General features: G+C 71.3%; 15 protein-coding genes and 1 pseudogene. 2 read left to right on the forward strand and 14 right to left on the reverse strand.

Annotated elements, in window-relative coordinates:
• Nucleotides 1-189: 189 nt before the first annotated feature.
• A pseudogene (locus tag Prum_RS04105) lies at nucleotides 190-540 on the forward strand (transposase); the annotation flags it as partial.
• A gap of 473 nt (nucleotides 541-1013) precedes the next feature.
• Here the strand turns inward: Prum_RS04105 and Prum_RS04110 are convergent.
• Together Prum_RS04110 and Prum_RS04115 are read right to left on the reverse strand one after the other, a co-directional pair.
• Nucleotides 1014-3773, reverse strand: a complete 2760-nt coding sequence (locus Prum_RS04110; protein WP_173074099.1) for a DUF7948 domain-containing protein — start codon at nucleotides 3771-3773, stop codon at nucleotides 1014-1016.
• Nucleotides 3774-3881: 108 nt separating this feature from the next.
• Entirely contained in the window at nucleotides 3882-4928 is a 1047-nt protein-coding gene (locus tag Prum_RS04115; protein ID WP_218577015.1) for a zinc-dependent alcohol dehydrogenase family protein, read from the reverse strand.
• Nucleotides 4929-5013: 85 nt separating this feature from the next.
• On the opposite strand from Prum_RS04115, the gene Prum_RS04120 reads away from it, so the two are divergent.
• Nucleotides 5014-5817, forward strand: coding sequence for a helix-turn-helix domain-containing protein (locus Prum_RS04120; RefSeq protein ID WP_173074100.1), 804 nt, complete (start codon nucleotides 5014-5016; stop codon nucleotides 5815-5817).
• 108 nt (nucleotides 5818-5925) lie between these two features.
• On the opposite strand, the gene Prum_RS04125 is transcribed toward Prum_RS04120, so the two are convergent.
• The 12 genes from Prum_RS04125 to Prum_RS04180 all read right to left on the reverse strand — a co-directional run bounded on the left by Prum_RS04125 (nucleotide 5926) and on the right by Prum_RS04180 (nucleotide 19438).
• Complete coding sequence (locus tag Prum_RS04125; protein WP_173074102.1) at nucleotides 5926-6927, reverse strand: NAD(P)H-dependent glycerol-3-phosphate dehydrogenase; 1002 nt, start codon at nucleotides 6925-6927, stop codon at nucleotides 5926-5928.
• A gap of 90 nt (nucleotides 6928-7017) precedes the next feature.
• Nucleotides 7018-7284, reverse strand: a complete 267-nt coding sequence (locus Prum_RS04130; protein WP_173074104.1) for a hypothetical protein — start codon at nucleotides 7282-7284, stop codon at nucleotides 7018-7020.
• A gap of 1045 nt (nucleotides 7285-8329) precedes the next feature.
• Complete coding sequence (locus Prum_RS04135) at nucleotides 8330-9133, reverse strand: glycoside hydrolase family 16 protein (RefSeq protein ID WP_173074106.1); 804 nt, start codon at nucleotides 9131-9133, stop codon at nucleotides 8330-8332.
• A 2-nt stretch (nucleotides 9134-9135) separates the two neighbouring features.
• The gene (locus Prum_RS04140; protein WP_173074107.1) at nucleotides 9136-10386 is read right to left on the reverse strand and encodes a cytochrome P450; all 1251 of its coding nucleotides are present in this window, start codon (nucleotides 10384-10386) and stop codon (nucleotides 9136-9138) included.
• Nucleotides 10383-11549, reverse strand: a complete 1167-nt coding sequence (locus Prum_RS04145; protein WP_173074109.1) for a glycosyltransferase — start codon at nucleotides 11547-11549, stop codon at nucleotides 10383-10385. The genes Prum_RS04140 and Prum_RS04145 overlap by 4 nt, the downstream gene beginning before the upstream one ends.
• A complete protein-coding gene (locus tag Prum_RS04150) occupies nucleotides 11542-12732 on the reverse strand; it encodes a GNAT family N-acetyltransferase (protein WP_173074111.1) in 1191 nt (396 codons plus the stop codon). Before Prum_RS04150 ends, Prum_RS04145 begins: the two co-directional genes overlap by 8 nt.
• Nucleotides 12729-13370, reverse strand: a complete 642-nt coding sequence (locus Prum_RS04155) for a YveK family protein (protein ID WP_173074113.1) — start codon at nucleotides 13368-13370, stop codon at nucleotides 12729-12731. The genes Prum_RS04150 and Prum_RS04155 overlap by 4 nt, the downstream gene beginning before the upstream one ends.
• Nucleotides 13267-14505: a glycosyltransferase gene (locus Prum_RS04160; RefSeq protein ID WP_173074115.1), complete on the reverse strand. Its 1239-nt coding sequence runs from the start codon at nucleotides 14503-14505 to the stop codon at nucleotides 13267-13269. The genes Prum_RS04155 and Prum_RS04160 overlap by 104 nt, the downstream gene beginning before the upstream one ends.
• Complete coding sequence (locus tag Prum_RS04165) at nucleotides 14502-15209, reverse strand: polysaccharide deacetylase family protein (RefSeq protein ID WP_218577017.1); 708 nt, start codon at nucleotides 15207-15209, stop codon at nucleotides 14502-14504. The genes Prum_RS04160 and Prum_RS04165 overlap by 4 nt, the downstream gene beginning before the upstream one ends.
• Complete coding sequence (locus Prum_RS04170) at nucleotides 15199-16746, reverse strand: lipid II flippase MurJ (RefSeq protein ID WP_173074117.1); 1548 nt, start codon at nucleotides 16744-16746, stop codon at nucleotides 15199-15201. The genes Prum_RS04165 and Prum_RS04170 overlap by 11 nt, the downstream gene beginning before the upstream one ends.
• Nucleotides 16743-18074: an O-antigen ligase family protein gene (locus Prum_RS04175; protein WP_173074119.1), complete on the reverse strand. Its 1332-nt coding sequence runs from the start codon at nucleotides 18072-18074 to the stop codon at nucleotides 16743-16745. Before Prum_RS04175 ends, Prum_RS04170 begins: the two co-directional genes overlap by 4 nt.
• Nucleotides 18071-19438: a sugar transferase gene (locus tag Prum_RS04180; protein ID WP_173074121.1), complete on the reverse strand. Its 1368-nt coding sequence runs from the start codon at nucleotides 19436-19438 to the stop codon at nucleotides 18071-18073. Before Prum_RS04180 ends, Prum_RS04175 begins: the two co-directional genes overlap by 4 nt.
• Nucleotides 19439-19689 lie beyond the last annotated feature (251 nt).

Consider the following 19689-nt stretch of genomic DNA (forward strand, 5'->3'; position numbering starts at 1 on the left):
CGGGCCGTCGCTCCCGCGGCCGCACCCTGCGCGGTCCACAACCAACAGAGATGATGTTTGTGAGCACCTCCCGCCGGGGTTTGACCCAACAACCAACTGACTTCGGGTCTTGCCCGGGATTTGTCGGCCTCCGGCCGGGAGGTGCTCGTGCACTCACCGGACGTGGCGTTGTGACTGGCCGCCGTCCACGGTGTCGGCACCGACACCGCCGGCCAACTACTAGTCACCGCCGGCGAAAACCACGACCGACTCCACTCCGAGGCCGCGTTCGCCATGCTCTGCGGCGTCGCCCCACTACCCGCCTCATCCGGCAAAACCACCCGACACCGCCTCAACCGCGGCGGCGACCGACAAGCCAACGCCGCCCTCTACCGCGTCGTACTCAGCCGGCTGCGCTGGGACCCCAACACCCGCGCCTACATGCAGCGACGCACCAAAGACGGCCTATCCAAGAAAGAGATCATCCGATGCCTCAAACGGTACGTCGCCCGCGAACTCTACCAAATCATCACAACAAACAATCTTGAACCCGCCACTTGACATCCATAGGAGCATCCCCGACGGGCGATGCCTGCGCGGCGATGGGGTGTGAGCGCGTGACGCCGTCAAAGGGCAGGTTGGTTTCTGGGCCCCATACCTCACAGTCATAAATATGCCTCTCAGGTATAGGGCCTAAAACTAGTCTCTAGAACGGAAGCAGTGCAAAGACGGCGACGCACACTGCCGTCTCCCGGGCGGGGCTCGGTCGTTGTCCTTGGGTCTTGTGCCACGGGGCTGGCAGTGCTGGTCGGGGGTTTCGGCGAGCGCTTGCGAGCCGCCGACCTGCGCGGTGCCCGCGGGAGCATGCGGTCCGCAGGTGACGCGGGCCGGGGCCTTCGGCACGACCGAGCGCGACCCTGATCAGTCCTCAAATCGCCGGACTTTGGCGTCGCCGGGCGGTGGCCGGCCCAGTAGCCCGGGACCGCCGCCTCCTGCCGACTGCTCATCCGCGGCGACAGCTGTGAACGTCACACTCAGTTCCTCATTTCGAACCGCCGGGCCGGCGACCAAGCCCCTGGGACGCCGTTGCCATCGTTGGCGCGTACTCGCCACCACATCCGCTGGGTGGGAAGTCCGCTGGCGGTGTGCTGCGAGGCGGCGCCGGTCGCTTCGAGCGTGAACGGTGCCTGGAAGCTCTGGCTGTCGTCGATCTGGATGGTGTAGCTCGCGGCGCCCGAGACGTCACCCCAGTCGAAGGTGATCGTCGTGCCCGGTGGGATGCGGGCGTCACTGCCGGGGCTCAGCGGTGCGGGGGCGGGGAGCGGCTGCGTGGGCGTAGGTGTCGGAGGCGGCGTCGGTGGCGCCTGCACCGTGATCGTGCGGAACTGCGACCACGGACCCGGGGTGCCGGCCGGGTTCACGGCCCGTACCCGCCAGAACCAGGTGCCGGCGGGAAGCGTGCCGGTGGTGACCTCGGTGACTGTGACGTTCGCGGTCAGGATCAACGGCGCGCCGAACGCGGAGATCTCGTCCACCTGGATCGTGTACGAGGCGGCCTCGGTCACGGGGTTCCAGGCGAATGTCACCGGTTGGGCGACCGTGGCGCCGCCGGCGGGGCTGGCGAGCTCCGGCGCGGTGGGCACGGGCGGAGGCGGCGGGGGTGGCGGCGGGGTGCCCGGACCGACGGCGAGCTTGGCTATCCACGCCTCGGCCCCGAGGATGAACGGGTCTCCACTGTAGACCCGGTCGAAGGCTCCGGCGGTGGTCGGGAAGTCCGCTGAGGTGGTGCGACCGCTGACGTAGACGTTGCCGGCTGGGTCGAGCGCCACGTCGAAGGCGCCGTCCGACTCGGTCCCGCCGAGGAAGGTGGCGTAGTCGAGCGCGGTGGCGGTGGCGTTCAGCTTGGCCACGTAGGCGTCCGACGAGCCCCCGCTGAACTGCGGGTCCCACGCGTCGGGGCTGACGAACGCGTCGGGTCCGCCACCGCCGGCCAGCCAGATGCTGCCGTCCCCGGTGAGGGCACCCGATCCCGCGCCGGCCCTACCGAGGAACGTCGAGTAGAGCAGCGCCGAGCCGGTGGCGTTCAGCTTCACGGCGAACGACTGGCTGGTGCCGTCGAACGTGGTGTCGAACGTGCCGGGTGTGGTCGGGAACGCCGCGGACTGCGTCCCGCCGAGGAGGTAGGCATTGCCGAGCGCGTCGAGGGAGACGTCGCTGACGCTGTCCGGCTTCGTCCCTCCGAGGAACGTCGAATACACCAGGGCCGAACCCGTGGCGTTCACCTTGGTGACGAAGCCCTCGAACAGGTCGAGGAAGTCCCCGCCGCTGTGCACGGGCTGGAGCGTTCCCGGAGTCGTCGGGAAGCCGGCAGACCTGGTCGAACCACCGACCACCGCGTTGCCCGACGCGTCGACCGCGATCGCGCTGGGAAGCTCGTTGTCCGTACCGCCGAGGCGCGTTGAGTAGACCAGCTGGGAGCCGGATGCGTTGAACTTCGCCACGAAAGCGTCGTACTCCCCGTTGGCCGTGGTGTCGAACGCGCCGGCGGTCGTCGGGAAGTTGCTCGACACCGTCTGCCCGGCCACGTATGCCTGGCCGGTGCCGTCCAGCGCGATCGAGAGGATGTCGTCGAAGTCGAACCCGCCGAGGAACGTCGAGTAGACCAGCTGGGAGCCGCTCGGATTCAGCTTGGCCACGAACGCGTCGTACTGGTCGATGCCGCACCGCGGGCAGCTGTCCACATTGAACGTCCGGTCGAACGCGTTGCTGGTGGTCGGGAAGCTGGAGGATTTCGTCTGGCCGGCCACGTAGGCGTTGCCGGCGGCGTCCACCGCTATGTCCCGGCCCCAGTCGAAGTTGGTGCCGCCGAGGAAGGTGGAGTAGGCCAGCCCTGTGCCCGCCGGGTTGAGCTTGGCCACGAACGCGTCGAGATCGTTGCTCGCCGACCCGGTCCGGTCGAAAGCGCCGGCCGTCGTCGGAAACGTCGGCGACTGGGTGAAGCCGGTGACGTAGGCACTGCCCGCCGCGTCGACGGCGATCGCCGCACCGGTCTGGTTGCCGAAGCCGCCGAGGAAGGTCGAGTACTCCAGGCCCGGGTCGATGACGAGCTCGTGCTCCGGGTCGTAGCCGCCAACCGCGAAGCCGTAGGACCCGCCCGCGAGCAGGTAGCGGCTCGCGACCGGCACCCGCTGGCCGTCGATCACCTGGTACGACACGGGCGGTGTGTCCCGCAGCGTCCCAAGCGTGGTGTCGACCAGGAGGCCGCCCGCCTCGTCGGTTGTCAGCCGATCCGCGCCGCGATAGGCCAGCTGGATGTCGTCGACCCGCGCGCCGGGTGCCAGGCGGAACTCGTACTTCAGCACGCCGTCGCGCCCCGTGATGGCCATGTCCACGCCCGACCACAACTGCCGGTAGGTGACCTCGCCGTAGGTCGGCAGGCCCCGGCGGGAGCCGGCCGGCGAATCCGCCCGAAGGTAACTGACCGTGGTAGGCGCCCCGTGCGCCGCGCCTACCGAAACGTTGGGATTTGCATCGATGAAATCCAGGAAGAGATTGACACCTGTCGCACTATCCTGCTCTAACAATGACATCGCGAGCGAATCGGGTGTGAAGAAGAAACCGTACCGCCCGCCCTGGGCGAGGTACCGCACCTGCCCGTCGGCCTGTCCCCGATTCTCGACGAACGTCAGCGGCAGGCGGGCGTACGCGTCACCCACCGGCTCCGACTCGACTCGCCCGGTGTTGCCTGCGTCGAGCCGCGCACCGACCTGCACCAGCACCGATACGCCCAGCAATGCCGCGAGTGCGCCTACAACGACGATCAGACGACCCCGTTCAACACTCAACAAACGCCTCATGACTCTACGCACGCAGAGCCTCACGCACAGGTTCATCGACCTCGATCAACTCGCCGTCCGCTTGATGATGACTTTTCCGAACGGGCTGGCTGACTCGTAGTACCGGTACGCCGCGCCGGCTTCCTCGAAGGGGAACACTCGGTCGATGACGGGCCGGAGTTGGTGTGCGGTGATGATCTCGTTCAGGTGGGTGAACTGGGCGTGGCTTCCGACGGCCAACGCCCGGATCGTCGCGGCGGCACTGAACAGCAGGCGAGGGTCGAGTGGTCGCCAGTGCCCGGAAAGGGACCCCACGAACGCGAGGTGGCCGTTGATGGCGAGCGATTTTATTGACTGTTCCAGTGTTCCGGCGGTGTCGACGACCCGGTCGACCCCGCGCCCACCGGTGATGTCGCGGACCGCGGTGTGCCAATCGGGCACGGCGCGGTAGTTGACGACGTCGTCGGCGCCCAGGTCGCGAAGGCGCTGTTCCTTTCCCGGCTGGCCGGTGGTGGCGATCACTGTCGCGCCGAGCAGCTTGGCCAGTTGTACGGCGAACAGTGACACCCCGCCCGAGCCGGTGGTCAGCACGGTGTGTCCGGGCTGGATCCCGGAGCCGTCACCGGTCAGCGCATTCCACGCGGTGACCGCGGCGCACGGCAGCGTCGCGGCCTCGGCGTAGGAGAGGTGTGCGGGGATCGGGACGAGGGCATGCTCCGGCAGGATGGCGAGTTCGGTGAGCATGCCGTCGAGGGAGCCTCCCAGTTGTGGCAGGTATGCCGGTTGCAGCGGGCCGTCCCTCCACAGCGGGAACAGCGTGGCGGTGACCCGGTCGCCCGGTCGCGCCCGTTGGACACCTGGCCCCACGGCGATGACCTGCCCGGCACCGTCGGAGACGGGGATGACGTCCGGTTTGACCGGCAGCACGTACTGCCCGCGCAGCACCAGCAATTCGCGGAAGCTGAGCGAGACGGCGTGGACCGCGACCGCCACCTCGCCGATGCCTGGCGTTCGTGGTTCATCGGTCCGCAGCGACAGGCCATCGACGCCGTCGCCGCTGTTGACGTGATAGCTGCGTACGGAGGGCGGAAGTGTCGTCGCCATCGTGGTCATCCCTCGACTGTGCTGCGCCGGACAGGGCGCGACAATTCCTTGCAGGGAATCGCCGACCAGCATCCCCAGCGGCTAAACAGGAGGAGTGATCATCGGGTCGACCAGGGGCGGATTCGCCGACGCACTGCGCCAGTGGCGTACCCGACGGCGCGTCAGCCAGCTCGAGCTGGCGGTGCGTGCCGGCACCACCCAACGGCACGTCAGCTTCATCGAGAGCGGACGGTCGACGCCCGGCCGGTCGATGATCATACGGCTGGCCGAGTCGCTGGAGGTGCCGATCCGCGAACGCAACGAACTGCTCCTCGCCGCGGGATTCGCGCCCGCGTACCCACACAGCGATCTGAACGACCCTCAGCTGGCGCCGGTCCGCGCCGCCCTCGACCGCATCCTGCACGGCCATCTGCCGTACCCGGCCGTGATCGTCGACCGGCACGGCGACCTCGTCTCGGCCAACGCCGGGTTCCACGCGATCACCCGCGCAGTGGACCCGCACCTGCTCGCCCCGCCGGCAAGCGTCCCCCGGATCCTGCTGCATCCCGGAGGGCTCGCGCCGCGCATCGTCAACCTCGACGAGTGGGCCTGGCACATCATCGACAGCATCCAAGCCGAGAACGCCCGCAACCCCAGCGACCGGCTCCAGCGCCTCGCCGCCGAACTCGTCGGCCTGATACCACCGCGCCCACGGCAACTCTCGTCACATCATCTCGGCTTCGCGGTGCCGCTGCGCCTTCGCACGGGCGACCCGGACAACCCGGAACTGCGGCTCATCACCACACTCACCCACTTCGGTACCGCCACCAACGTCACCATCGCCGAACTGCGATTAGAAGCATTCCTACCGGCCGACGAAACGACCAGCGCCGCACTAACCGAACTCGTCACGCGGTGAACACCATCCGCTTAACGCGCGACGGCTGGATCGACGACTCCGGTCGGGCTCGCGAGGCGTCCAGGCCGAGGAACCGTTGGAACCTCACCTCGGCGCAGCGCTGACCGCTCACCCAGGTTCGGACTCGTGTCCGGCCGGGTGGGTACGCAGCAGGCCGCCATAGGCCCGCTCGGCGGTGATGTCGCCGGTGACGACGCGGTGGATCGTGCGAGTGATGGGCATGGCCAACCCGTGCTGGTCAGCCAGTCGAACGGCGGCGTGAACCGTCTTGACCCCCTCGGCGACCTGCCCCATCTCGGCGAGGATGTCGTCCAGTCTCCGCCCGCGGCCGAGCTGCTCGCCGACGTGCCGGTTGCGGCTCTGCGGACTGATGCACGTCGCCACCAGGTCACCCATCCCGGCCAACCCGGCGAGCGTGCTCGGCTCGCCTCCCATCGCGACCGCCAGCGTGGTCAGCTCGGCGAGTCCGCGGGAGATCACCCCGGCCCGGGTGTTGTCACCGACGCCTAGACCTTGGGCGATGCCCGTGGCGATCGCTACGACGTTCTTCAGCGCGCCACCGACCTCGCAGCCGATCACGTCGTGGTTGGTGTACACGCGCAGCATGCCCCGCCGGAACACTTGTTGTATCGCCGTGGCGACGGTGAGGTCCTCCGTTGCGATCACAGTGGCCGCCGCCATGCCTGCCATGATCTCCTTGGCCAGGTTGGGACCGGTGAGCGCGGCGGCCGGATGTCCCGGTAGCACCTCCTTGATCACTTCAGTCATCCGCAACAGTGAGTCGCGTTCCAGGCCCTTGCTGAGGCTCACCACGGGGATCCATGGGTGCAGGTCCCGCCGGACCTGTTCCAGGGTGGCGCGGAACGCTCCGGTCGGCACGCCGACGACGAGCAATTCCGCGTGGGCTGCCGCCTCAGCGAGGTCCGCGGTGGCGCGAAGCCGAACCGGGAGATGGAAGCCTTCGAGATAACGCTCGTTGCTGTGCTTGGCGTTGATCTCGTCCGCCGTGGACGGACTGCGCGCCCAGATCAGCGATTCGTGATCCCTGCGGGTAAGAACGGACGCGACCGTGGTACCCCACGAACCCGCGCCCAGCACGGTGATCCGCATGGTTCCCCTTTCCTCCGGCGCGCAACTCGCCCGACCCGATCGGCACGGGCACACGGGTGGACGGGCCACCCCAAGTGCGAGTTGAGACTCTCATAGCGTGGCCGCCGTTTGCGACGGCTGCCAGGACGGGGCGAGGTCGATGGGGTGGCCGGTCTCGGCGGACTCGTCGGCGGCCAGGTAGACCTGCATCACCTCGCGGGCCTCGGTGGCCGGCACGAGCACCGGTGTGCCACGGGCGACCCCCTCCAGGAAGTGGTCGGTCTCCCCCGCCATCGGGCCGGCGTAGACGTGGCCGACCCGCTCGCCGGGCATCGTCGACAACGGGAACACCACGCCGCCGTCCATCCGGTTGAGCACGACGTCCCGTCACCACCATCCTCCACGACGGCGACTGGTACGCCACGCCAGCGACAACCGCTGAAGAATCCCGTGATGGCCGGCCGATGTCGGGGTAATGCTCCCGCCCGCCCCCGGGCGACGCCGGCGCTGGCTCGGTAACGACACCGAGACACCCGCCGTGGGTGTTGGTGGGTTTCACTAGTTCCGGCTACTTACCGTCTCCTCGACGGCGGGTTTCGCGATCCGCAGATCAACCACGTTCATCCGGCGTTCGTGGTCCCATCTCCTCACCGGCGGGTGCCTTATATCCCTTTTACACCTCTGCGGGCATGCTGGCAAGAGCAGACGACCACACACCCCGAGACGGTCCGTAGTCACGCTATGCCGCAGGTAAACAACACGGCCGGTCCCGCGTCATCCAGCCGAGCTTGCCGGTGGGGTGGTTCTGGTGCGGGTGTTACGGGTGTTTCTCACGATCACGGTCGCGGTGGGTCTGGGGATGGCATGGGCGCCCGGGGGTAGCGCTCACTCCGGAAGGTCTCTAGAGACGTTTTGGGTTTGGGGTCAGGCGGCGTCTGGGGTTTGTCCGGGCAGATATGCCCCGGCCCGCGCCACCTGCGGACCGCACGCTCCCGCGGGCACCGCGCAGGTCGGCGGCTCGCAAGCGCTCGCCGAAACCCCCGACCAGCACTGCCAGCCCCGCGGCACAAGACCCAAGGACAACGACCGAGCCCCGCCCGGGAGACGGTGGTATGCGCCGCCGTCTTCGCTCCGCTTCCGTTCTAGAGACTAGTTTTAGGCCCCATACCTGAGAGGCATATTTATGACTGTGAGGTATGGGGCCCAGAAACCAACCTGCCCTGTGACGGCGTCACGCGCTCACACCCCATCGCCGCGCAGGCATCACCCGTCGGGGTTGGTTTGTGGACCGCGCAGGGTGCGGCCGCGGGAGCGACGGCCTGGACCGCGACGAGCGCCGCGGCAGCCCAAAACTCGATCCTGACTCTGAACCTGACCCCGAAAGGTCAATAGAAGCCCAGACAGCGCAGCCACGCCTGCGGCCTCATCGGCGGGTCCACGCCCGGATGTGGTCGACCCGCTTCTCGGCGCTGTCCGTCGTGGAGTCCGGCGGGCGTACGGCGTACACGGCGAGATTGGAGATGATGTTCGTCGGCGCCTCGGAGGTGGACCGCGTGTGGCACACCTGCTCGCCGTCGACGTACCAGGTGGTCCCGGACGGTTCTATCGCGACCGCGTACGTGTGCCAGTCGGCCGACGGGTCGAACGGCGGCCGCCACTGGCAGCCGTGCCGGCCGCCCGAGTGCTGCGTCATGTGCAGTTCGCGGCTGTCGGCCGAGTACATCTCGTAAGCGTCGGTCTCCACCGGCCGGTCGATGCCCGGTGCCTGCCACGTCCAGAACGCCGGCCAGAAACCGTTGGCCGCGGGCAGCTTGGCGCGCTCCTCGACGTAGCCGTACTGGAAGGCGTACGACGGCGCGCTGGAGATGAGACACGACGTCCAGTCGTAGTGCTCGCCGGAGGCGGCGGCGTGCGCCTCGCGTCGGGCCGTCATGACCAGCTCACCGCCGCCGACCCGGCAGTTGGCCGCCTGGTTCCACTCCAGCTGCTGGTTCGGCTTGTTCCCGCGACCCTCGTCGGACTCGGCGCTGGACCGGTCGTCCCAGCGTGATCGGTCCAACGATTCCCCGTCAAACTCGTCGCTGAACGCCAGTTCCCAGGCGGCGGGCTGCTCGACCGGCGGCGGGCCGCCGCCGGTCGGCGCGCCGGACGGCCCGCACGCGACCATGACGTAGCCGATGCAGGCGAGCAGAGCCGTCGTGGCGGCGGCCGAGAGTACGGCGCGCATGACTACGACTCCTTTCGGGAGTAGGTGAAGTCGAGCCGCCCGATGCGGTTGTCGAAGTTCGACGCGATCAGGTGTGGCTCGCCGACCGAGCGCAGCCCCGGCAACCGGGTGAGCAGCTCGCGGAACAGCACCGTCATCTCCTGCCGGGCGAGCGACGCGCCCAGGCAGAAGTGCGGTCCGCCGCCGCCGAACCCGACGTGCGGGTTGGGCGTACGGGTGATGTCGAACCGGTCCGGCTCGGTGAACACGGTCTCGTCGCGGTTGGCCGAGACGTAGTACATGACCACCTCGTCGCCGGCCCGCAACGGGTGCCCGTTGAGCGCGAAGTCCCGGGCCACGGTGCGGCGGAACTGGACGATCGGGGAGCTGTACCGGACCACCTCCTCGACGAAGCCGCCGACCCGGCCGTCGAAGTCCGACAGCAGCAGGTCCCGCTGATCCGGGTGCGCGGTGAGCAGCCAGAGCGCGTGCGCGATCGTGTTGCGGGTGGTCTCCACGCCGGCCACGAGCAGCAGCGAGAAGAACGCACCCAGCTCGCGCCCGGTCAGGGGCCGGCCGGCGACCTCCGCGGTGACGAGGGCGGAGATGAGGTCGTCGGTCGGGTGCCGGCGCCGGTCACGCCCCACGCCGGCGACGACCCGGTGCATCCGGGCCAGGGCGGCCAGGCCGCGCCCGGGGACGCGGAGCCGGCGGCGTCCTTCCTGGACGCCCGCCCGCTCGGTGGTCGCGTTGATCCGGCGGAGCAGTTCCTCCCGGTACGCGGCCGGGATGCCCATCATGTCGCAGATGACGTGGAACGGCAGCGGGCCGGCCACCGCGGTCACGAAGTCGGCCGGGCCGGTGGCGACGACGTCGTCGACGACGCGGGTGGCCAGCTTGCCGATGTCGGCGGAGATGCGGGCCACCACGCGTGGTGTGAAGGCCCGCGAGACGACGGAGCGCAGCCGCGCGTGCCGCGGGTCGTCGAGGTTGACCATCGAGTCGCCGAACACCGCGCGCACCCACCGCGGCGGCCGCGGTGTGGTCACGCCGTGCCGGCTGACGAAGACCTCCGGGGTACGGCTGGCCGTCACCACGTCGGCGTGCCGGACGAGCGCGTGGAAGCCGCCGGACGGTCCCGCCGACGGTCCACGCTCGGCGTAGAACACCGGTGCGTCGAGCCGTCGCAGCCGGGCGAACGCGTCCAGCCGCTGCCGGGCGGGGCGGCGCCAGAACCGCGGATCGGCCAGATCGATGTCGGCAACGCTGTTCATCGCACCTCCCGAGGTGACAGGGCCGGCACGCCCGGCGACCGGACCAACGACGTGCCCCGGGTCGCCGCCACGGTCGACGTCAGATACGCGAGCCGGCCGAGCGTGCGGCGTACGTCGAAGCCGGCCGCGTGGCGGACGGCGGCGGCCCCCTCGGTCCGGGCGAGATCCAGGTCGCGGAGCCGCCGCAGGAGCGCCTCGGCCAGTGGCTCGGCCCGTTCCGGTGGTACGAGTGCGCCGACCGAGGGAGCGACGATCTCGCTGAGGCCGGGGACGTCGCTGGCCACCACGGACCGCCCGGTCGCGAACGCTTCGAGCGCGGTCAAGGGTAGGCCCTCCCAGCGGGACGGCAGCACCACGAGGTCGGCGGCGACAAGCCAGTCACGCACGTCGGTGACGGCACCGGCGAAGTGGACGCCGGGCGTGCCGTGCTCGCGCAACCCGGGCAGCAGGTCACCGTCGCCGACCAGGGCCAGCTGTGCCAGCGGGAGCTGCCGGGCGACCGTCTCCCACGCCGACAGCAGGACGTCCTGGCCCTTCTGGCGGGTGACGCGCCCGACGCACACCGCCAGTGGGCCTTGCGCCGGAACGCCGAGCCGGATCCGGGCGGCCCTGCGGGCGCCCTCGTCGCCCGGGCGGAACCGCCGCAGGTCGACGCCGTTGCGGATGACCACGTACGCCCCGTCGACACCGCAAGCCCGGCCCTGCTCGGCTTCCTGCTCGCCGACGCAGACGAGCCGGTCGGCCCAGCGCGCCGCCGCGCGTTCCCAGGCGACACTCGCCGGCCTCAGCACCCCCTCGGCGGCGAGCCACGACCAGCCGTGCGGCTGGAACAGCGTCGGGACCCGCCCGCGCAGCAGGAGCCGCCCGGCCAGGCCCGCCTTGGCGGCGTGCAGGTGAACGGCCTGGGGCCGATACCTCCTGACCAGCCGGGCCAGGTCGCGCGTCTCGCCGACGGTCGCCGGCCCGGGGGTGCGGGTGGCCCGCCACGGCAGGTGCGGCACGCCGAGCCGGGCCAGCTCGGCGGCGAGCTGACCGTCCGGCGGGCAGGCGACCGCCACGTCCCAGTCGCGGGACAGCTGGTCGGCGCAGGCGGCGGCGACGTAGCCGGCCACCCCGCCGTCGCGCGGTTGCACGACGTGCAGCACTCGGGCGTACTCAACCATGTCCGCTACCCCCCTTGCGGCGGACGGTGATCGCGGCCGGCACGCGGCGCGCCCGGTCGCGGAGCGAGCGCAGCCACGGCAGGTGCCGCTTGGCGGCCCGGATCGCGGCGCGGCCGGTCCGGACCGCGCCGGTGTAGGCGACCGCACGCGGGCTGCCGGTGCGGGAGAACATGACCCGCTGGTTGGCGGATTCGCGCGGGCGCCACCGCAGCTTGTACGGCTCGGTGCCGCGCAGCATGCTGAACGTCGTGCAGCCGCGCCGGTGCGCGGACGGTACCGTCTCGCCCAGCAGGAGGGTGAGGATGTCGACGCGGTCGCGCAGCTCCGGCTCCGCGCCGTAGAGGTATCCGCCCATGAGGCCGCCGCCGATGACCGCGAGCGACGACGCGACGAGGCGGCCCGCGAGGCGGAACTCGACGATCTCGGCGCGGCCGTCCCGGATCATCGGGCGGGCGGCCGCCGTGAGGTGTCCGGCGAAGTCGTCGTGCACGTGCTCCGGGTTGACCGCGCGCCCCTGCCACTGCTTCGCGTGCAGCGCCAGCAGGTCGGCCACGGCCCGGTCGGAATCCTCGGCCGCCACGGTCCGCACGTCGAGGCCGAGCTTGCGGATCTGGTTGATCCGGCGGCGCACCGTTTTGCGGGTATGCGTCGGCAGCGCCGCTACGAGGTCTTCCATCTCGCTGGCCGGCAGCTCGAAGCACCGGGACGCGGGAACGGCGTGGTGACGTCCCGGCCAGACGTCCCGCAGCGATGTGCCGGCCACCGCGTCCGGTCGGGTCTCCGGAAAGTCCAGGACGTGCCAGCCGGGCACGCTGGCCAGCGCGTCGGCCAACTGTCGCGTAGCCGGTTCGGCGACCGCGTCGTCCACCAGGACGTCGACGAAGTCGGACAGCGCGCCGCCGACCGGCGTCAGCACGTCGCACGACAGCCGGCGCCGCCGTTGGAGGGCGGCCGCGGCGACCAGCCGGCCGTCGAGGCGCACGAGTACGAGTCGCAGCCGCCCCGGCGTACCGTATGCGCGCCACCACGACGCTAGCCAGGCGTGCGACTGGAACGGGGTGGCCGCGGCGCAGCGGTCGACCAGGTCGTCCCATTCGGCACCCAGCCGGTGCAGGGCGGCATCGTCGCCGCGTACTTCCACGGACCAGGTCTTCCTGGTGTCCACAGTGGTCAATATGGTCATGACATCTCCCGGTAGGTGACAACGGCACGGCCGACGGTTCGCTGCTGGTCGGCCGGGATGGCGGTCAACACGCCGCCACGATGGATCGGGTCGAGTGGGGTGGTGCCGGCGCCGAGGGGCGCCTGCGGCTGGCTGCGGCCGCGGCCGACGCCGGCCAGTGCGGCGAGCCCGCCGATGAGAAGCCCGGCCACCGCCCCGAGGGTCGCGCCCAGCGCGGGCCGCGGCGACGACGGAGCGGGTGGCGTCGCGGCCTGGGCCAGGACGCTGGCGGAGATCCGGGTCTTCTTCTTGCGGGCGCTCGCATGGTCGACGAGGGCGTCGGCGACCGCGTTGGCGACGGCGGCGGTGCGCTCGGCGTCGGCGCCCGTGGCGGTGATCTCGACGACCGGCGCGTCCGGTGAGGTGGTCGCCTTCACGTCCGAGAGCCCGTCCCGGGACCCGAGCGTCTTGGCCGCCTTGTCCGTCACCTGCGCTCCGGCGGCGATCCGCCCGTACGCCTGGGCGAAGCTGACCGCCGCCAAAGACTCGCCGCGCTCACCGGTGAACACGACATGCGACTCGGCCCGGTAGCTGGGCTCCTTCACCGCGCAGTAGACGCCACCGGCCGCGGCGCCGAGCAAGGCCAGGAGTACCAGCATGCCAAGACGTCGGAGTGTTGCTTTGCCGTTCATGACATTCCCTTCCAGCTGTGACGGCCTGCGCCCAGCCGCTTGTAGAGGTCGCCCACCACGCCGGCGAGGTGGGCGATGTCGTGCCGGGCGACGACGGCCGGGATGGACCGCCGCTCGCCGGACAGGTCGCGCAACGCGGCGCGCAGCCCGTCGCGCAGCGTGGCCGGGCCGGGCGGTAGCCGGCGCGCGCCGGACTCGGCCCCGCCGTCCTCCAGCGGGGGCAGCTCACGTACAGCACGGGCAGGCCACAGGCGAGCGCCTCGATGACCGCCATTCCGAACGTCTCCTGCGCGGACGGCGAGGCGAAGACGTCCATCGCGCACAGCGCGCCCCGGGCGTGCGGGACGGCGCCCGCGAACACCACGCGGTCGCCGATGCCTAGCTCGCGGGCCAGGCCGGTGAGCGCGACCCGGGCCGGCCCGTCGCCGGCGAGCAGCAGGATGACGTCCGGCAGCGCGGCGACGGCGCGGATCAGGTCGTCGAACCGCTTGGTCGGCTGGAGCCGGCCCACGCCGCCGACCACGCGGGCGTCCGCCGGGATCCCGAGCCGGGCGCGCGTCGCCTGGCGAAGCGCGGAGTCGTACCGCAGTTCGCCCGCGTCGATGCCGTTGGGGATCACCTCGATGCGCCGGTCCGGTACGCCCCAGCCGACCAGGCGCCGCCGGACCGCCTCGGAGACCGCGATGGTGGTGCCGCCGAGCCGCTCGGTGGCCAGGTACAGCGCGCGGACGCCAGCGGTGGTCGGCCTGCCCTCGATGACGCCGTCGCCGAGCGAGTGCTCGGTCGCCGCGACGGTGCGGACGCCGGCCAGCCGGGCGGCGACGCGCCCGTACACGCCGGCCCGGAACAGGTGGGTGTGCACCGCGTCGAAGCGGCCGTCGCGGATGAGGCCGGCCAGTCGGGGAATCGCCGACAGGTCGCGGTTTCCCCGCATGCCCAGTTCGTGGACGGTGACGCCGTCGGCGCGGATCGCCGCCGCGACGGGCCCGGGGTTGACCAGCGTGACGACCTCGCAGTCGTGCTCCAGCCGGCGCAGCAGCAGGCGCAACTGATGCTCGGCGCCGCCGACGCCGAGCCCGGTGATGACGTGCAGGACCCTCATCGCGCACCCCGCGCGGTCCGCGCCCGGTGGCGGAGCCACTTGGCGTACAGCCGGGCGGTGCCGTCACGGTCACCGACGTAGGTCCGCGCGATCGCGAGCCGGCTGTCGAGTGTGGACGGCCGCACGGCGCAGGCGTACGAGTACCCGGCCGCCCGCACCGCCTCGACCTCGCGTGGGCCGGCCTTGCCGTACGGGTAGCAGAAACCGTCGACCTCCCGGCCGGCGAGCCGTGCGACGGCCTCCCGGCTGCCGTCGACCTCGCTGGCGAGGGTCGCCTCGTCGACGTCCGGAAGTGCCCGGTGGAGCAGGCCGTGGGAGGCGACCTCCATCCCGGCGTCGGCGGCCCGGCGCACGTCTTCGGCCGTCATCAGGCTTTTGGTCGGGCCCGGCTGGTCCCACGCGTTGTACCCGCCGGGCGCGCCGGCGACCACGAAGACCGTCGCGGTGAAACCGAACCGGGCCAGGACCGGCATGACGTTCGTGGTGAAGTCGGCGTACCCGTCGTCGAACGTGAGCCCGACGAGGCGTCCCGCGGTGCCTTCCGTCCGGGCGCGCACCAGCTCGCGCATCGACACGCCGCGCAGCCCGTTGCGGCGCAGCCAGCGCATCTGCCGGGCGAACCGGTCCGGCCGGACGGTCACCTGGTACGGGTCGGCGGCGTACGCGGCCACCGAGTGGTACATCAACACAAACTCATCGCCCACGGCGAAACCTCATCTCTTCGACTCCCAACAGGCGCGCCACCGTGGTGAACGTCGCCAAGACCACAACCCCGCCGACGACACTGACCACAGTGGAGTCGAGGTCGCTCATGAGCCGACCGGCTAGGCAACCGGCTGCTGCAGCGGCCAGTGCCGCCGCCGCGGCCCGGGCGAGTACCGCGGCAACCGCGGCCATACCGATGGCGGCGGCCCGCCGGCGCAGTCCGACGAGCAGCAGCACGGCCGTCGTCGTGACTCCGGCGCCGTTGGCGGCGGTGATCGCCGTGACGCCGAACGTGGACACCGCGAGCGTGGCGCCCACCAGGTTGACGGTGAGCCCGATCGCCATCGCCAGGGCCGGATACCAGGTCCGGCCGCCACCGGCGAAGAAGGGACGGACCAGGACGCCGACCAGGGCGTGCCCGAGCAGCCCGGCGGCGTACACCCGGACGAGGGCCGCTGTCGCGGCGGTGTCCGCCGGGCCGAACGCGCCGTGCTGCAGCAGCGTCTGGATGACGGCGGGGGCGAAGACGAACAGGTATGCCGCGCCGAGCATGACGATGAGGGTCGCCGCGCGCACGTCGCTCTCCAGCCGGCGGCGCGCGTGTGCCAGGTCGCCGGCGGCGATGGCCCGGGCCAGGGTCGGGAACGTCACGGTGCACACGAGCAGGGCGACCAGCATGGGCAGCTGGGCCAGCTTCTGCGCGTAGTTGAGGTGGGAGATGGTCCCGGCCGGCAGCGCGGAGCCCAGGAAGCGCTCGACCCATACTTGCGCTTGGCGCGCCACGGTGTAGGCGACGACGGGGGCCAGCACGCCCAGCGCCAGCGTCCCCGAGGTGCCGGTCGCCCGGCCGTGCCGGCGCAGGGCCGGGAATCCGACGTGGCGCCGGAAGCCCGGCACCTGGACGAGCACCATGAGCAGGCCGCCGGCCGCGACCCCGGCGGCCGCGCTGACGACGCCCAGCCGGCCGCGCATTGTCCACATGAGAGCGACGATGCCCGCGTTGTAGGCGACGTGGATCGCGGCCGGCGCCGCGAAGACGTGGTGTGCGCGCAGACCGGCGCTGAGGTAGCCGGCGATGCCGAACGCCAGCACGGTGAACGCCGTGATCCGGGTGCACGTGATGGCCAGCGCCGGGTCGTCGAGCCCGGGCGCGATGAGCCGTACCAGCAGCGGCGCGCCCAGCGCCACGGCCGCCGACGCTACGGCCAGGGTGACCACCACCCGTGGCATCGTCGCCGTCACCAGGTCCCGCACCGACCGTTGCCGCGCGATCGCCTGGCTGAACAGCGGCACCATGAGCAAGGACATCGCGCCCTCGACGACGAGGCAGAACGCGGTCTCCGGTACGGTCCACGACACCAGGAACGCGTCGGTGTCCGGGCCCGCGCCGAACCAGCGGGCGAGCAGCACGTCGCGGAGGAGGCCGAGCAGCGATCCGGAGATGGTGATCGCCACGGTGAGGATCGCCGCGGTCGCCAGCGCCGGACGCGCACCCTCGGCCGGCGGCGCCGTGCCCCGCGTGGTCGGCGCCGTCATCGCCCGGCCTCCGGTGCGATCGGCCGGGGCACGATGACGGCCCGGCGGGCGACCAGCCCGAGCATCACGCCCAGCGTCACGCCGGTCGGGCCCGCGCCGATGTCGCCGTACACGAAGTCGATCAGCGTCCAGGTGATGAGGCCGGGCGCGGCCAGGTCGAGCCACCGCGCGTCGGTCCGCGCCGCACCGGGTGCCCGTGACCTGGTGCGGCGAAACGCGCCGGCGGTCAGCGTGCCGAGCAGCGCACCGAAGGCGAGGATGCCGATGGTGCCTTGCTCGCTGAGCACCATCAGGTACTGGTTGTGCGCCGACAGCAGCGGCTGGCGGCGGAACCCCGCCTGCGGGTCGTCGACGTCGCTGCCCGCCGACAACGACATCGGCGCGTACGTGTCGCGGAACCGCGCGAACTGCTTGAGTCCGACGCCGGTGACCGGGTGGTCGGCCCACATGTCGACGGCGGTGCCCCACAGCGCGTACCGGTCGCGTACCGAACGGTCGGGCGCGGAGCCCGACGCGGCGATGCTGGCGACCCGCTCATCCACTATGGACGGTGCGGGCCCGACGCCGGTGGCGAGCACCACGACGGCGAACAGGGAGGTGCCCAGCAGGGCGACGCCCAGCCGCCAGCTGAAGACCAGGAGCACCACCACGACCGCGCAGCTCGTGGCGATCCAGGCGCCACGACTGAGCGTGAAACCCAGCGGTAGGACGAGAAACGCCGCGGTGGCCAGGAGCAGGAACCGGGCCCGTCCCCGGGCCGCCAGTCCCAGCGCGAGCGTGACCACGATGCCGTAGCCCATCAGCGAGCCGAGGGCCATGATCTGTTCGGCCCCGAAGGTGCCGACGGCCCGGACGTACTCCCCCGCGTACGAGGCGCCGGTGCCCGTGAGGCGCTGCCAGACGCCGACGGCGCCCTCGAACACGGTGGTGGCGACGAAGGCGCCGGCCACCACGCGGGCGTCCACCCGGTCGCGCAGCGACATCGCCACCGCGACCGGGATCAGCACGAATACCTCGGTGTAGCGGACGAAGCCGACCACGCCCTCGCTCAGGTCGGGGGCGGCGACGGCCGCGATGGCGACCGACGCGACCACCGCGGCGAACGGCAGCCAACCGCGGCCGCGCAGGGTGGTTCCGTCGGCCAGCCAGCGCAGGACGACCAGGGCGACCGCGATGCCGGCGGCGAGATCGGCCGGCGTCAACCGGGCCGAGCTCGGCACGCAGACCAGCAGCAGTGCGGCGGCCACCATCAGGCTCGGCCGCCGCCAGTCCGCCGAAGCCTTGAGCTGCGGTGCCGCGGAAACCTGCGCCGTTGGCGTCAGGGTCATCGCCATCGCCTCGACAAACCGAGCATCCAGCCGACCGTCCGAATCATGATCTTGATGTCGAGGCCGATGGACCAGTTCTCGATGTAGTGGTTGTCGAGCCGGACCCGGTGCGCGATCGAGGTGTCCCCGCGCAGCCCGTGGATCTGCGCCCAGCCGGTCATGCCGACGGGCACGCGGTGCCGGTCGGCGTACCCGCCGTACGTGCGCGCGAACTGCTCGGCGAAGAACGGCCGTTCCGGCCGGGGCCCCACCAACGACATCTCGCCCCGAAGCACGTTGACCAGCTGCGGCAACTCGTCGAGCGACGTCGAGCGCAGGATCCGCCCGACCGGGCCGACCCGGTCGTCGTGGTCGATGCTCCAGCGCACCTGCGACTCGCGGTCGGACGAGGGGGTCATCGAGCGGAACTTGAGCATCGTGAACGGCTTTCCGTCCCGTCCGACCCGCTGTTGCCGGAACAGCACCCCCGCGTGGCCGGACTCCAGGCGCACGGCGAGGGCGCAGGCGGCCAGCACCGGACTGGCCAGGGCGAGCCCGATCGCCGCGCCGACCACGTCGATCGTCCGCTTCGCGGCGGCGCGTACGTGGCGCATCGGCTCGGGCCGGATCCGCTCCAAGGGGATTCCGTGGACCTGTTCGGCCCGACCGGCGGGAACGGACAGCTCGAACAGGCGCGGTACGACGTAGACGCCGATGCCGTGGCGGCGCCACCGCCGGACGAGGCCGACCAGTTCGGCGTCCGGCGCGCTGGGGAACGCCACGATGACGCTGTCCGGACGGTGGTCGGTGGCGATCCGGGCCAGCTCGCCGGTGGGACCGAGCAGCGGCACCGGCAGCGCCGTGGCGGTCAGCGTCGGCGGCCCGACCAGCCCGATCGGCGTGATGCCGTAGGCGCGATCGGCGCCGAGGACCTCGGCGAGCCCGATGGCGAGGTCGCCGGAGCCGAGAATGATGGCCCGCTCGCCGGCGACCCGCCGTCGCCGGCGGTAGAGCCGCCGGTACGTAGTGGCACGGGCAGCCATGGTCGCGGCCACCACGAGCGCCGGCAACAGGGCGGGCAGGGCGGCGAGCGCGGGCGGCACCATCAGCGCCGGAAGCGCCAGCCACGCGGCCAACGCGGTCACCGCGCCGGCGGACAGCAGCAACCGGGGTACGTCGTCCAGCGCGGACAGGTGCAGCCGTTGGCGGTACAGGCCGGCGGCAGCCACCGCGAGCACGGTCAGCCCGGTGCCGAGGAGCGTCGCCCACCACGCGGAACCGGCGACGGTCCAGATCACCGCGACGACCACCAGGTCCGTGCCCAGCAGTCGCCATGGTTCGCCGGCTCGGGGGCCACGGGTACGGCGGGCCGCCTGCGGCTCCACGTCCCGCCGATGTCTGTCTGCCCGAACGCGCGATCGTTCGTGGCTCATCACCGAAGCAAGCACGGTTCTCCCTCTGCGTAGATTTGTCGAGCGCTTCGCCGATGAATGCGCCAGACCAGGAGAAGCCGTGATTTCGCCGCGTGGCCGACACCCGGTCGGGACGTGGCACGAAATTACGAGAAAGAGGTGCGCGTCATTGAGAGTGGTGAATTGATAAATAAGGACATCGGTGCGTCGACATCGAATTGAGG

Origin of the sequence: Phytohabitans rumicis, from assembly GCF_011764445.1 — a bacterium.
GTDB lineage: Bacteria > Actinomycetota > Actinomycetes > Mycobacteriales > Micromonosporaceae > Phytohabitans > Phytohabitans rumicis.

Bases quoted from the DNA above. Each gene is read 5' to 3' on its own strand.
- Prum_RS04115 (WP_218577015.1), bottom strand. From the start codon at position 4,928: ATGACCACGATGGCGACGACACTTCCGCCCTCCGTACGCAGCTATCAC.
- Prum_RS04125 (WP_173074102.1), bottom strand. From the start codon at position 6,927: ATGCGGATCACCGTGCTGGGCGCGGGTTCGTGGGGTACCACGGTCGCG.
- Prum_RS04135 (WP_173074106.1), bottom strand. From the start codon at position 9,133: ATGCGCGCCGTACTCTCGGCCGCCGCCACGACGGCTCTGCTCGCCTGC.
- Prum_RS04140 (WP_173074107.1), bottom strand. From the start codon at position 10,386: ATGAACAGCGTTGCCGACATCGATCTGGCCGATCCGCGGTTCTGGCGC.
- Prum_RS04145 (WP_173074109.1), bottom strand. From the start codon at position 11,549: ATGGTTGAGTACGCCCGAGTGCTGCACGTCGTGCAACCGCGCGACGGC.
- Prum_RS04150 (WP_173074111.1), bottom strand. From the start codon at position 12,732: ATGACCATATTGACCACTGTGGACACCAGGAAGACCTGGTCCGTGGAA.
- Prum_RS04155 (WP_173074113.1), bottom strand. From the start codon at position 13,370: ATGCTGGTACTCCTGGCCTTGCTCGGCGCCGCGGCCGGTGGCGTCTAC.
- Prum_RS04160 (WP_173074115.1), bottom strand. From the start codon at position 14,505: ATGAGGGTCCTGCACGTCATCACCGGGCTCGGCGTCGGCGGCGCCGAG.
- Prum_RS04170 (WP_173074117.1), bottom strand. From the start codon at position 16,746: ATGACGGCGCCGACCACGCGGGGCACGGCGCCGCCGGCCGAGGGTGCG.
- Prum_RS04175 (WP_173074119.1), bottom strand. From the start codon at position 18,074: ATGACCCTGACGCCAACGGCGCAGGTTTCCGCGGCACCGCAGCTCAAG.